Origin of the sequence: Streptomyces sp. DSM 40750, from assembly GCF_024612035.1 — a bacterium.
Taxonomy (GTDB): domain Bacteria; phylum Actinomycetota; class Actinomycetes; order Streptomycetales; family Streptomycetaceae; genus Streptomyces.
On the sequence record NZ_CP102513.1, the window covers coordinates 11,324,038 to 11,335,708 of the forward strand.

13 protein-coding genes and 2 pseudogenes are annotated in these 11,671 nt (G+C 70.9%); 10 read left to right on the forward strand and 5 right to left on the reverse strand.

What is annotated here, in order from left to right; genetic code table 11:
* The first annotated feature begins 12 nt into the window (after window positions 1-12).
* Together JIX55_RS49685 and JIX55_RS49690 are read left to right on the forward strand one after the other, a co-directional pair.
* Window positions 13-747, forward strand: coding sequence for a CBS domain-containing protein (locus tag JIX55_RS49685; protein WP_257561309.1), 735 nt, complete (start codon window positions 13-15; stop codon window positions 745-747).
* Window positions 748-763: 16 nt separating this feature from the next.
* A complete protein-coding gene (locus tag JIX55_RS49690) occupies window positions 764-1,261 on the forward strand; it encodes a flavodoxin domain-containing protein (RefSeq protein ID WP_257561308.1) in 498 nt (165 codons plus the stop codon).
* 69 nt (window positions 1,262-1,330) lie between these two features.
* Here JIX55_RS49690 and JIX55_RS49695 read toward each other — a convergent pair whose 3' ends face one another.
* The 3 genes from JIX55_RS49695 to JIX55_RS49705 all read right to left on the reverse strand — a co-directional run bounded on the left by JIX55_RS49695 (window position 1,331) and on the right by JIX55_RS49705 (window position 3,502).
* Window positions 1,331-1,915: a hypothetical protein gene (locus JIX55_RS49695; protein ID WP_257561307.1), complete on the reverse strand. Its 585-nt coding sequence runs from the start codon at window positions 1,913-1,915 to the stop codon at window positions 1,331-1,333.
* Window positions 1,916-2,261: 346 nt separating this feature from the next.
* On the reverse strand, window positions 2,262-2,966 hold the full coding sequence (locus JIX55_RS49700; protein ID WP_257561306.1) for a CBS domain-containing protein: 705 nt from the start codon (window positions 2,964-2,966) through the stop codon (window positions 2,262-2,264).
* Between the two features lie 38 nt (window positions 2,967-3,004).
* Window positions 3,005-3,502, reverse strand: a complete 498-nt coding sequence (locus tag JIX55_RS49705; protein WP_257561305.1) for a cyclic nucleotide-binding domain-containing protein — start codon at window positions 3,500-3,502, stop codon at window positions 3,005-3,007.
* A 191-nt stretch (window positions 3,503-3,693) separates the two neighbouring features.
* Here JIX55_RS49705 and JIX55_RS49710 point away from each other — a divergent pair, with 191 nt between their 5' ends.
* The 3 genes and pseudogenes from JIX55_RS49710 (at window position 3,694) to JIX55_RS49720 (ending at window position 5,559) form a co-directional block, all read left to right on the forward strand.
* Complete coding sequence (locus tag JIX55_RS49710; protein ID WP_306819965.1) at window positions 3,694-3,897, forward strand: hypothetical protein; 204 nt, start codon at window positions 3,694-3,696, stop codon at window positions 3,895-3,897.
* Between the two features lie 99 nt (window positions 3,898-3,996).
* A complete protein-coding gene (locus JIX55_RS49715) occupies window positions 3,997-4,920 on the forward strand; it encodes a carbamate kinase (RefSeq protein WP_257561304.1) in 924 nt (307 codons plus the stop codon).
* Between the two features lie 184 nt (window positions 4,921-5,104).
* A pseudogene (locus JIX55_RS49720) lies at window positions 5,105-5,559 on the forward strand (flavodoxin domain-containing protein).
* A 211-nt stretch (window positions 5,560-5,770) separates the two neighbouring features.
* Here the strand turns inward: JIX55_RS49720 and JIX55_RS49725 are convergent.
* Window positions 5,771-6,352: an Rv1733c family protein gene (locus JIX55_RS49725; protein WP_257569178.1), complete on the reverse strand. Its 582-nt coding sequence runs from the start codon at window positions 6,350-6,352 to the stop codon at window positions 5,771-5,773.
* A 316-nt stretch (window positions 6,353-6,668) separates the two neighbouring features.
* Between JIX55_RS49725 and JIX55_RS49730 the strand changes: the two genes are divergently transcribed.
* On the forward strand, window positions 6,669-7,670 hold the full coding sequence (locus JIX55_RS49730) for an Acg family FMN-binding oxidoreductase (RefSeq protein ID WP_257561303.1): 1,002 nt from the start codon (window positions 6,669-6,671) through the stop codon (window positions 7,668-7,670).
* A 16-nt stretch (window positions 7,671-7,686) separates the two neighbouring features.
* Here the strand turns inward: JIX55_RS49730 and JIX55_RS49735 are convergent, their stop codons facing one another.
* Window positions 7,687-8,067: an STAS domain-containing protein gene (locus JIX55_RS49735; protein ID WP_257561302.1), complete on the reverse strand. Its 381-nt coding sequence runs from the start codon at window positions 8,065-8,067 to the stop codon at window positions 7,687-7,689.
* Window positions 8,068-8,350: 283 nt separating this feature from the next.
* Here JIX55_RS49735 and JIX55_RS49740 point away from each other — a divergent pair, with 283 nt between their 5' ends.
* From JIX55_RS49740 to JIX55_RS49755, 4 genes and pseudogenes are all read left to right on the forward strand, one after another.
* Window positions 8,351-8,791: a pyridoxamine 5'-phosphate oxidase family protein gene (locus tag JIX55_RS49740; protein ID WP_257569177.1), complete on the forward strand. Its 441-nt coding sequence runs from the start codon at window positions 8,351-8,353 to the stop codon at window positions 8,789-8,791.
* A gap of 283 nt (window positions 8,792-9,074) precedes the next feature.
* Window positions 9,075-9,905: a universal stress protein gene (locus JIX55_RS49745; RefSeq protein ID WP_257561301.1), complete on the forward strand. Its 831-nt coding sequence runs from the start codon at window positions 9,075-9,077 to the stop codon at window positions 9,903-9,905.
* A gap of 169 nt (window positions 9,906-10,074) precedes the next feature.
* Window positions 10,075-10,883 (forward strand): annotated as a pseudogene (locus JIX55_RS49750) (phosphoketolase); the annotation flags it as partial.
* Between the two features lie 152 nt (window positions 10,884-11,035).
* Window positions 11,036-11,659, forward strand: a complete 624-nt coding sequence (locus JIX55_RS49755; protein WP_257561300.1) for a DoxX family membrane protein — start codon at window positions 11,036-11,038, stop codon at window positions 11,657-11,659.
* Window positions 11,660-11,671: the final 12 nt, after the last annotated feature.

Here is an 11,671-nt window from a genome sequence, read left to right on the forward strand (position 1 = left end):
GAGGGAACGGACATGAAGCACAACAAGGTCGGCTCCGTGATGACCACGGAGGTCGTCCGCGCCGGGTACGGTACCCCGTTCAAGGAGGTCGCGAGGCTGCTCGCGGCCCACCGGATCAGCGGGCTGCCGGTGGTCGACGAGGACGACAAGGTCATCGGCGTCATCTCCGAAACGGACCTGGTGGCACGCCAGGCGGCCACTCCCGAACCGTACGAACCGCGCCGTCGCTTCGCGTTCCTCCACGGGCTGACGCGCGGTGCCCGACGGCAGACGGCGAAGGCGCATGCCCGCACCGCCGGCCGGCTCATGACCGAGCCGCCCGTCACCGCGCACGCCGACGACACCATCGTCGAGGCCGCCCGCACCATGGCCCAGCACCAGGTGGAACGTCTGCCGGTGCTCGACGAGACGGACCGGCTGGTCGGCATCGTCACCCGCCGCGACCTGCTCCAGGTATTCCTGCGGCCCGATGGGGAACTCCGCAATGAGGTGATCGAGGACGTACTGGTGCGCACCCTGTGGCTGCCGCCTCGCAGCATCGACGTGTCCGTGGTGGAAGGCGTCGTCACCCTCACCGGCCACATGGAACGCAAGAGCGAGACGGAGATCGCCCTGTCGATGACCCGGCGGATCAGCGGAGTGGTCGGCGTGGTCGACAGGCTTACCCACCGACTGGACGACGCGCACCTGCGCACCCGGGAGCAGGCGCTGCACGGCGTGGCCGACGACTGGCTGCGCCGAGTATGAGAGGAGGTGTACCGCCATGACCGGCACCGTGTTGGTCACCTACGGAACCACGAACGGATCGACGGCCCAGATCGCCGAAGCCATCGCCGATGTCCTGCGCAAGCACGGGCTGACGGTCGAGGCCCTTCCGGCCCAGTCCGTGACGAGTGCGGCGTCGTATGACGCAGTGGTCGTCGGTGGCGGACTGTACGCCGGACGCTGGCAGAAGCACGCCCGCCGGTTCCTCCGTCGGCACCGCCACGACTTGGCCGAACGCCCCCTGTGGCTGTTCAGCAGCGGCCCGCTCGACGCCTCGGCCTCGGAGCGGGACATCCCGCCCGTACCCGGCGTGAAGAAGGCCATGGTCGAGCTCGACGCCAGGGAGCACGTCACCTTCGGAGGCTGTCTGGAGGAGGGTGCGAAGGGATGGGTCGCTCGGATGATCCTCCGCAACGGAAAGGGCGGAGACTTCCGCGACTTCACCGCGATCGAGACGTGGGCGGCACATGTCGCCGACGAGCTGACGCACACATAAGGGCGGGCCGGAATGCTCCGCTCCATCCAGACCCCGGTGTCCGGCACCGGGGTCGCAGCGTCACCGCGCCTACGACGCCACCACGGCTACGGGGCACATGGCCTCTCGCAACAGGGACCGAATCATGTACCCCCACTCGGCGCCGGGATTCCGGCCCATCATGACCAGTGCGGCGCCCGCGGAGCAGTGGAGCAGGGCCTGCGCCAGTGTGAACAGGACGACGTCCTCGAGTACCGGCACCTCCGGATGCTTCTCACGCCACGGTTGCTGCGCATCGGCGAACTGCTGCACCTCCTGGTCCTCCCAGGCGGGCCGCTCCTCCTCCGGTATGGCGAAGGGCAGTTCGGCAGCACACGCGGGAAGCGACCAGGCGTGCACGCCGAGCGTGACCCCCTCGGAGCGGCGAGGGGCGGAGAGATCGTCCGAGACGAACACGAGCGGCCGGGCCGCGGCTTCGACGTTCGCAGGAAGGGGCGAGCCGGCCGTTTGAGAGTCGGCGACACCCTCCCGGCGCAGAGCGCACACGACCACCTTGGCCTCGCTCACTTCCTGCTGTGAGCCGTGGACCACGCGAATCGGCAGACCGCGCAGCCGTGCCTCGTGCGGCCCGATCTGCCGCTTTCCGGCTGGGCGCCGACGGGTCGTTGGAGGCAAGAAGCACTTGTTCCATGGCGGTCCGCCTTCCACCGCTACGGGACGCCACCAGCCTGGCGTGTGCCTGGGGGCGTACGCAGAGGCCGAACGACCTTGAACCGTAACCCCGGCGATAAGGGCGGTAAGAGAGGCAGCCAAACTCGACGGGGATTCCCGGAGGCTGCCGCAGCGTGTTGTGCACCATGCAGTAGCGCCCCCGCGCTGTCCATTCGGCCTGGCGTCCTCAGCTCCTGAGGCAGCAACGCGGAGCGGACGTGGTCGCCGCAGGGACGGTGCGCGCTCGACGGGGACGTACGCAACGCCGCCAGGTCTTCGCCGCGATGTTGCAACGTTCACCCGGGGCGATTCACGACGGTGAGGCGTCCTCGCTGTGACTCGACGGGTCAGGGGTCGTCTCCGAGGAACGGCCGTGCTCGGAGACGTCGAACTCCACGTCCACGACCCCCTCAACGGCCCGGATCAGACGTGCCGCCACGGGGACCAGGGACGTGTCCCGGATGCGGCCGCTGAGCGTCACGACCCCGTCCCGCACCGTCACGAGTGCGGCTGACGTCGACGCGGGGAAGAGGTACGACACCACCTCCCGGCGGACCTCTTCGGCGATCTCCTCGTCCTCGCGCAGGAACACCTTCAGCAGGTCGGCGCGGCTGACGATGCCCTGCAGCATGCCTACGTCGTCGACGACGGGCAGCCGTTTGACCTTCGCGTGCGCCATGGTCCGCGCGGCCTGGGCGAGCGTCGCGTTCGCGTGGACGGTCAGGGCCGGCGAGGTCATCAGCTCACCGGCGGTCACCGCGCCGGCCTTCGCGAGGTCGGACAGGCGCCGCAGCTGGGTGTACCGGTCGGGGTCACTGTCGCGGAACTCCTCCTTGGGCAGCAGGTCCGCCTCGGAGACGACTCCGACGACCCGGCCCTCGCCCTCCAGGACGGGAAGGGCACTGACCTTCCAGTCCTGCATCATCCGCACGATCTCCTTGAAGGAGGCGGCACGGCCGATGGTGGCGACAGTGTGGGTCATCACGTCGCTGACGATGTGCGGGGTGCCGTGCATGATGTCTCCTTGGCGACGGTCGCTTCCACTCGGCGCGGTCACAGGAGGCTGCCGCTGCCGTAGGGGGCGTACAGGTCCAGCAGCCGGGTGCGGGCCGAGCGCAGGCGGTGGGCGAGGACACCGCCCACCCTCCCCCACTGCCTTGTGGGCGTGGGAGGTGCCCCCAGGGCGACGCTCGCGCCGAGCGCGGGGTCGTCCTTGCACATCGACCGGATCGTGGTGGCGTCGAACTCGTAGGCGCGCACCGGGCTGGTCGCCTCGGCGCCCAGGTGCCAGCTGTGCGGGGCGAACAGCCAGGACCAGCCGATGAGTTCGTTGTGCCCGAGGGTCTCGATGACGGCCGCGCGGCGGCCGGGCACGCGCATGTCGAGGGCGACGGTGCCGGTACGGATGATCCAGAACCGATCCGCCTTGCCGCCTTCCTCGAAGAGGCGGGTGCCCTGCGGGAACGACACCTCCCGGGCGAAGCACATCAGCCGATGACGGTGCTCGGCCGGCAGTGCCTGGAGCATGCCGGCCGTGGCCGGAGCGTTCATGACGTGCCTCCAGTCAGGGTGTACGAACCTGTCACGTCCAGCGTGCTCCCGTGCCCCAGTGCCGGGCGATGGGCCACCCGGCCCCATGGCCGGGCCACCCGGCACTACGTCCGGGTCCTTCGGCACCCTGTGCCGAAACGGTCCTCGATGTTCGATGAAGACGAGAGACCACTCGGCAGAAGGGGGTGTGCATGGTGGGTACGTCTCTGACACCGGAGTTCTGGAGGTTGTTCGCCGTCCTCCTGATGATCTCCACCGCGGTCACTTCTGTGCTCAGCGCCGCGCTCGACGCGCTGGCGCTTCGGGGGCAGCGGCGCCGCATCCGTCGCCGGTCGGCCGTCCTGCGGGCGACCGAGGCACCCCGCCGATCTGATCGGACCCCGGTCCATCGCTGAGCCGGGGACGCCTTTGACTGCCCTACCAAGTCAACGGCAAGACGCCCGGCTGGACACCGTCAAGGCCGTACTTGTGGCCCCCATGGAGGAACTCAAGCCATGCGCATCGTCATCGCTCTCGGCGGCAACGCCCTGCTGCGCCGGGGTGATCGCCCCGACGCGGCCGTGCAGCAGGCGAACATCGACCGGGTGACCACCGCTGTTGCCGCTCTCGCTCTCGAACACGAGGTCGTCATCACCCATGGCAACGAGCCGCAGATCGGCCTGCTCGCCATGGAGAGCGCGGCCGACCCGGTCCTGACCGCCCCCTATCCGCTGGACCTGCTGGGCGCCCAGACCGAGGGCCTGATCGGTTCGCTGCTGGTCCGGGCCCTGCACGACGCGCTGCCCGGTCACAAGATCGCCGCACTCGTCACCCACACCCTGGTACGGGCGGACGACCCGGCCTTCGAGCGGCCCACGAAGCGCGTCGGCCCGGTGTACCCCCGGGACATCGCCCGCACCCTCGCGCGAAGGCGCGGCTGGCACATCGCCAAGGACGCCAGCGGGTGGCGCCAAGTCGTCGCCTCACCCGAGCCCGAGGGAATCGTCGAGACCGAGACCATCCACGACCTGCTCGCCTGCGGAGCGCTGGTCATCTGCGCCGGCGGCGGAGGCGTGCCCGTCACCGCCGACAGCGACACCGGCGCCCTGCACGGAGTGAACGCGGTCGTCGACAAGGACCTCACCGCCGCCCTGCTCGCCGAGGAACTCAAGGCCGACTTCCTGCTCATCCTCACCGATGTGCCGTGCGTCTACACCGGCTACGGCACCCGCGACCCTCAGCCCGTCCTCGACGCCACCCCCGACGACCTGCGCCGCGCAGGCTTCCCCGCCGACTCCATGGGCCCCAAGACGGAGGCCGCCGCCCGGTTCGTCGAACGCACCGGGGGCCTTGCCGCCATCGGCGCCCTGGATGCGGCGTACGAGATCGTCCACGGGAGGTCGGGGACCCTGGTGCGCCTCGATCTGGCCGTCGGCTGAGATGCGGCCGGAACGCGTTGGACCGACGGTCCCCTGGCTTGGGGAGGGGTACCGTGCCGTGGCCCTGCCCCTGGGGCCGACCCGCTCCAAGACATCCTGCACAGCGCATCGGGCCGGCGGACGACGCGCTGGATGCTCGAAGCGCCACGGGCCATGGGAACGATGAGAGCGGAGGCGAACCATCATGCCCAGCAGCGTGTTGGTCGCCTATGGGACGACGAGCGGATCGACCGCGGGATCGCCGAAGCCGTCGCCGCGGTCCTGCGTAAGGACGGGCTGACAGCCGACGCGCTGCCGGCCCGGTCGGTGACGAGTGCGGCGTCGTACGAAGCCGTCGTGGTCGGCGGCGCCCTGTACGCGGGGCGCCGGCACAAGGACGCCCGCCGCTTCGTCCGCCGATATTGGCGCACCCGGGACGACCGGTGTGGTTCTTCAGTGGCGGCCCGCTCGACGCCTCGGCCTCGGAGCGGGACATCCCGCCGGCGCCGGGCGTGCACAAGGCCATGGTCCGGCTCGGTGTCAGGGAGCACGTCACCTTCGGGGCTGCCTGCACGAGGGAGCGAAGGGGTGGGGCGCCCGGATGATGCTGCGCAACGAAAGGGCGTGGACTTCCGCGACTTCACCGCGATCGAGGAGTAGGCGGCCCGTATCGCGACGGACCTTCGGGCCGAACCGGGCAGGAGTTGATCCGGCCGCCGAGGCAAGTCGGCAGGGGAGCCGTGGCTTGCGACTCACCAGGGCAGCGGTGGCCGTGGGCGGACTCGGATCGCCGCGGCCACGGCTGTCACATCGAGCGGACACCGCCGTGGCGTTCATGCGGCCTGGCCGCGGCTCCACAGCCGAGCGTGGATCATCCGGTGCTGTGGCTCCACTGCGGACCGACCAGATCCCACTCCCTGCCCCACTGGTCGATGCGCCGCCGGTCGAGCCTCCACCGTGCGAGGGTTCCGGCGCCGAAGGCGAGGCCGGCGAAGGCGAGAGCGGCCGCGGTGGCCAGGGCGTCGGCTTCGACGGCTGCTTCCGTGGGAGTCGGCGGCTCGGCGGTGATCTCGCCTTGGCCGTCCGTCCAGACGACGATCCTGGATCCGGCCTTCAGCCCGGTGTCCACCAAGGTCTTGTCGGTGTGGGCGGAGCCGTCGGGATCTGTCCAGCGGACTGGCGCGGCGATCTTGTCGCTGGTGGTTCCGTCACCCGCCACGTTCCGCGGGACGTTGTTGAGGAGGACAGCGCGGACGGAATACCGCTCGGCGCGCTGCCGGGCGAACACCTCGTCGGCGGCGTGGGCCGTCACCAGGCCGGCGACGGTACCGCCCACCGCGGTGACCGCCCACACGGACAGCATGATCCACGCTTCGAGGATGTCGTAGCGCCGTCGGAGCGGGTTGTTCCGCCATCGCCAGAGCCGCTTCTTCGTACCCCTGCTGCCGTCCATCGGTCTGCCCTTCGTCCTCGTCGTGACGTTCACGAAGGTGACAGTCGGGAGCGAGCCGTGGCAGGGGCCGACCAGGCAGCACGGGAGGGCCGATTGGGGGCCAACTCGCCGCCGATGTTGGGCCGTTCAGTCCATACCTGCGGGGGGACTGGAGGACGGGACGTCACGGCTGCATTCCCGTACGCCGCTCAGGCGGTGAGGTGTGGCCCGTCCGGGCCCGGCGGCGGGACCATCGGCCCCTCACCGGGCCGTGGCCGGGCACTCACGCTCGGAGAACAGCACCCCCTGTCCTATGCCGACGCGTGAGGAGGGCATCATGCACAGCACATCCCTGGACTCCGTGATTCCGGAGACCTGCGTGTCGGCCGCGGTCGCCGCGCCCTCGATTCACAACACCCAGCCATGGTCGTTCCGCATGGATCCCGAGTCGGCCATGTTCCAGGTGCGCGCTGCCCCTGAACGCGGCCTGCGGCACACGGACCCGGCAGGTCGTGCCCTGCATCTTTCGGTGGGGGCGTGCCTCTTGAATCTCCGGGTCGCGATCGCGCACTCCGGATGGTCGCCGGTGAGGCGCCTGTTGCCCTCTCCGGAGGACCCCGGCCTACTCGCCATCGTTCGCCTGGCGGGGTCCGTTGCCCGGCGCCCGACGGGGCACCGGGCCGACCTGTATGAGGCGATCTGGCGCAGGCACAGCAGCCGCCTCCCGTTCTCGGGGCGGCCGCTGCCACCGGATCTGCGCAACGAACTCGGTGAAGCCGCCCGTGTGGAGGGGGCGCGGCTCTGGTTTCCCGACGCCGTCGAGACGGCACGCCTGCTCCGCCTGACCGCAGAGGCCGAGCGCCGCAACCGCGTCGACACCGACCGCGCCACGGAGAGCAGCCGCTGGGTGCACCGAGACCTGGAGCCGGGTCCCGATGTGGGCATGCCACGGGCGGTGCTCGGCCCCCAGGACGCACGCGAACACCTTCCCCTGCGGGACTTCACCGCGCAGCGGCACGCCGAGCGGCTGGTCGCCCGGCCGTTCGAGGCGACACCCATCGTTGCTGTGCTGATCACTGAGCACGACCGCCGCGCCGACTGGCTGCGGGCCGGACAAGCGCTCCAGCACGCGTGGCTCCTCGCCACGGCACACGGTCTGCGCGCCTCCCTCCTGCACCAGGCGCTGGAGTGGCCGGACCTGCGCCGTTCCCTGAGCCCGACGCCTGGGCGGACCGATCATGTGCAGATGCTCATCCGTCTCGGATACGGCCCCGAAGGCGCTGCGAGCCCACGGCGCACCCTGCGCATGGCGCTCGACGACGCGCCGGCGAGTCGCTAGCCCATCCGCCGGGTCATCAACCCGCGGCGGCAGCTTGCGGCGTATGGGCCAGGGCCGTGCCCAGGCTGGGGTGCAGCTCGAAGACACCTGCCAGGTCAACGGCGCGAAGGATCCGCCGGAAGAGCGCGCTGTCGGTGACCAGCCGGAGCCGGCCGTGCCGGGCCTCGGCTCGGTTCCGTGCCCGGCACAGGATCCCGAGGCCGGTGCAGTCGATGAAGGCCGTGACACGCAGGTCCAGGACCAGATCGGGGTGCTGGTCGGCGGTGAGGGCATCCAGCCGGGCCGCGAGGGACGGCGCAGTGAATATGTCGATCTCGCCGCGCAGCTCCACGACGGTGGTTTCACCGACGGTGCGTTCCGTGTGGTGAGGCGCGGACCTGGGGTCGTTCTCGGACATGGTCCGAGAAAACAGGGCAAGGCGAGGTGCGGGAAGGGCCGATCGGCCCTACCGCCCGGTTTTGCCGGATCTGCTGGGCCTGTCCGGCGGGGCGCAGCGGCCGACCGGGCCGCGGGCATCCGCAAACGCCGGACGGGCCGGACTCGCAGGCCCATCGATCGCGATGTGACACGGGTCGTTCTCCGGCATGGGCGGGACCGATGGCCCCTCATACCCGGGCCGCATCCAGCTCAGGATGGATGCAACGCAGTACCGCTGTACCAGGCGAAAGACGGGCTGGCTGATGTACCCCAACGACGGTTTCCGCGAACTCGGGCGGCAGGAGTGCCTGCGGCTGCTGGCCAAGGTGCCCATCGGCCGCATCGTCTTCACGCGCCGCGCCCTGCCCGCCGTGCTGCCGGTCAACTTCAGCCTGGACGGCGACGGCGCGGTCCTGCTGCGGACCTCCGCAGCCTCGGAACTGGTCCGCGCGATCGACGGCACGGTGGTCGCCCTTGAGGCGGACGAGGTCGACGCGGCCCGGCACTCCGGCTGGAGCGTCGTCGTCACCGGGTCGGCCACGGTGGTGACCGACCCGGCCGAATACGAACGCCTGGCCCGCACCGGCCCGGTCTCCTGGGTGCCCGCGCCGCAGGAGGTCTTCGTCCGTATCGAGTCCGAACTGGTCACCGGCCGTGAGCTCGTCGGTGGACGCACCCTGTACGGGGTGGACCTCACTGCCTGAAGGTCCTTCCTCCGTCTTCCCGCTTCTTTTCGTCCGGTTCTTTTCGTCCGGGCCCGGGCCCGGGCCCGGGCCCGGGCCCGGGGCCGTACGGCCCGACGGGACGGGGCCGTACGGCGTGCCGACGGGTTCCGTCGGCCTCTGCCCGCGACGCCCGCGGACGACGAGCATCTCCGTGGAGCCGCGACGGGATCGACGCCCGGCCGACCGGGCGTCGATCTTGTCACCGCCCTCGGCACCCCCGGGGGCTGCACACCCCGCGCACGGAACAGAAGGGAACAGGAAAATGACTGACCGCCATGTGGTCGTTGGAGTGGACGGTTCACTGGTCGCCGTACGGGCCTTGGACTGGGCCGCAGAGGAGGCGGCGCGCCGCGGCGCCGCGTTGCGCATCGTGTACGCCGTGGCCGACCGCGACGAGGCCGGGCCGGTTCTGGCGTCGGCCGCCTCGCGGGTCCACGAGCGTCATCCCGGTCTGCCGGTGGAGACCAGGGCCGTGGAGGGCGGCGCTGTGCGGGTGCTGGCAGGGGAGAGCGAGGGCGCGGTCCTCACCGTCGTGGGCACCCGGGGGTTCGGCGGTGTCTCCGGTCTGCTGGCCGGCTCGGTGAGCTGGCGCCTGGCCGCGCACGCGCACGGTCCGCTGCTGGTCGCCCGTGGGGATCACCCTCGCGACGAGGGGCGCGAGGTGCTGCTCGGCCTGGAGAGCGACGCCGATGAGGCCGCAGCCGCTTATGCCTTCCAGGAGGCATCCCGGCGTGGGGCCCGGCTGCGCGTCGTGCACTCCGCAACGCACCGGCACACCACGCCGGAACTGCCCTCGCTGGTAGCCGCGACGAGCCCCGGCCAGCAGCGCCAGGCCCGGAACGACCGGGCGGAAGAAGCCGTGCCGCGCTTCAGCGTCGCCCGACTGCGGGAGGAGTACCCCGAGGTCGAGGTCGACAGCCGCACGGTCCGCACCGGCCCGGCCCACGCCCTGCTGGCGGGTACCCGCGAGGCCGGCGTCGTGATCATCGGCACGCGCCGACGCGTGGGCCGGCTCGGTCCACCGCTCGGCCCGGTCGCGCATGTCCTGTTGCACCACTCCCACTGCCCCGTGGTGCTGGTGCCGACGACCTGAAGACGAGCACACCGGTAGAGCGGATGGCCCGGTCGGCCCTGTCGGGAGCCCCCCGGGTGGGGGAGGGGGAGGAGGTACGGACCCACACGCACCTCCGACCGACCCCCGACCCGGAAGGGACCTCATGATGTCCGTCGACACGCGGCAGGCGTCCACTCCTCTCCCGGACATCAAGTGGCTGCGCGTCACCCGCCGCCTGCCCTGGCGCGCCCCCATCGCCTCCCTCAACTACCTGCTGACCTCGCACGTCTGGCGCCAGGACCACAACGGCTGCTCCCACCAGGACCCCGGATTCGTCGACCACATCCTCAACAAGAGTCCTGAGGTCGTGCGGGTCTACCTGCCGCCGGACGCCAACACCCTCCTGTCGGTGGCGGTCACGCGCTGCGCAGCCGCGACTACGTCAACGTGATCGTGGCCGGCAAACAGCCCTGCTTCGACTGGCTGACCATGGAGCAGGCCAAGGTCCACTGTGCGCGGGGCGCCGGGATCTGGGAGTGGGCCGGCACGGAGAACGGCGATCGGGAGCCGGGCGAGGTGCTCGCGGCGGCCGGTGACGTCCCCACCCAGGAGGTGCCGGCCGCCGCCCGGCTGCTGCCCGCCGAGGAACACCCGCACGCGATGAGTGACTTCGAGTACGACAGCCTGTTCACCCCGAACAAGCCGGTCATCTTCGCCTAACACGGCAACCCCTGGCTGATCCACCGCCTCCCCAACCGCCGCACCGGCCACCAGAACCTGCATGTGCGCGGCTACAAGGAGATCGGCACCGCGACGACACCCTTCGACATGGTCGTCCGCAACGACCTCGACCGCTACCGCCTGGTCATGGGCGTCATCCACCGCGTCCCCGGCCTGGCGGTGCGCGCCGCAGCCGTACGACAGCGGATGGAGGACACACGGCTGCGTCACCACGGGTGGATCCGCGTCCATGGCACCGACCTGCCGGAGGTCGCCGACTGGTCCTGGGACGGCTGACCGATGCCAATGGGGCCCGGACAGCGGGCCGTTCGGCCCTCGGTCCGGGCCGTGCAGCCCCTCCGACGGGTGTTGACGACGCGGGACATTGAAGGTGCAACGAGAGTCGTCCAACATCTCGCGCGTCGCGCCCCTCGAAAGGGATGAGCATCATGGCAGTGCACGACCACCCCCACCGGCATCTGGGATTCCGCTTCCCGTCCCGGCACAGGGCGGGGACGGCTCCCGTCTCCGCCGACGAGACGACCGCCGGCGCGACGGCGACCCGGGCGTACGTGTTCGCAGGGCTCCGTCTCCTGACCGGGTTCGTCTTCCTGTGGGCGTTCCTGGACAAGACCTTCGGCTTCGGTTATGCGACCGGCTCCGGCAAGGGCTGGATCGACGGCGGCTCGCCCACCAAGGGCTTCCTCGGCGGTGTCGCCGTCGGCCCGATGGAGTCCACCTTCCACGACTGGGCCGGCGCCGCTTGGGCGGACTGGCTGTTCATGCTCGGCCTGCTCGGCATCGGCGTCGCCCTGATCGCGGGCATCGGGCTGCGGTTAGCCGCGGTCGCCGGCACCGTGATGATGGCCTTCATGTGGATCGCGGAGTGGCCGCCGGCCAAGCACCTCTCCGACGGCTCGGCGAGCATGTCGACCAACCCGTTCGCCGACTACCACCTCATCTACGCCATCGTCCTGATCGCCCTGGCGGTCGCGGGCGCCGGCGCCACCTGGGGACTGGGCAAGGCGTGGGCGCGGCTGCCGTTCGTCAGCCGCAACCGCTGGCTGCTCTGATGGCCGCATGCG

Excerpts from the sequence above, each read along its gene's own strand:
- JIX55_RS49685 (WP_257561309.1), top strand. The coding sequence starts at position 13 with ATGAAGCACAACAAGGTCGGCTCCGTGATGACCACGGAGGTCGTCCGC.
- JIX55_RS49690 (WP_257561308.1), top strand. The coding sequence starts at position 764 with ATGACCGGCACCGTGTTGGTCACCTACGGAACCACGAACGGATCGACG.
- JIX55_RS49700 (WP_257561306.1), bottom strand. The coding sequence starts at position 2,966 with ATGCACGGCACCCCGCACATCGTCAGCGACGTGATGACCCACACTGTC.
- JIX55_RS49705 (WP_257561305.1), bottom strand. The coding sequence starts at position 3,502 with ATGAACGCTCCGGCCACGGCCGGCATGCTCCAGGCACTGCCGGCCGAG.
- JIX55_RS49710 (WP_306819965.1), top strand. The coding sequence starts at position 3,694 with ATGGTGGGTACGTCTCTGACACCGGAGTTCTGGAGGTTGTTCGCCGTC.
- JIX55_RS49715 (WP_257561304.1), top strand. The coding sequence starts at position 3,997 with ATGCGCATCGTCATCGCTCTCGGCGGCAACGCCCTGCTGCGCCGGGGT.
- JIX55_RS49725 (WP_257569178.1), bottom strand. The coding sequence starts at position 6,352 with ATGGACGGCAGCAGGGGTACGAAGAAGCGGCTCTGGCGATGGCGGAAC.
- JIX55_RS49730 (WP_257561303.1), top strand. The coding sequence starts at position 6,669 with ATGCACAGCACATCCCTGGACTCCGTGATTCCGGAGACCTGCGTGTCG.
- JIX55_RS49735 (WP_257561302.1), bottom strand. The coding sequence starts at position 8,067 with ATGTCCGAGAACGACCCCAGGTCCGCGCCTCACCACACGGAACGCACC.
- JIX55_RS49740 (WP_257569177.1), top strand. The coding sequence starts at position 8,351 with ATGTACCCCAACGACGGTTTCCGCGAACTCGGGCGGCAGGAGTGCCTG.
- JIX55_RS49745 (WP_257561301.1), top strand. The coding sequence starts at position 9,075 with ATGACTGACCGCCATGTGGTCGTTGGAGTGGACGGTTCACTGGTCGCC.
- JIX55_RS49755 (WP_257561300.1), top strand. The coding sequence starts at position 11,036 with ATGGCAGTGCACGACCACCCCCACCGGCATCTGGGATTCCGCTTCCCG.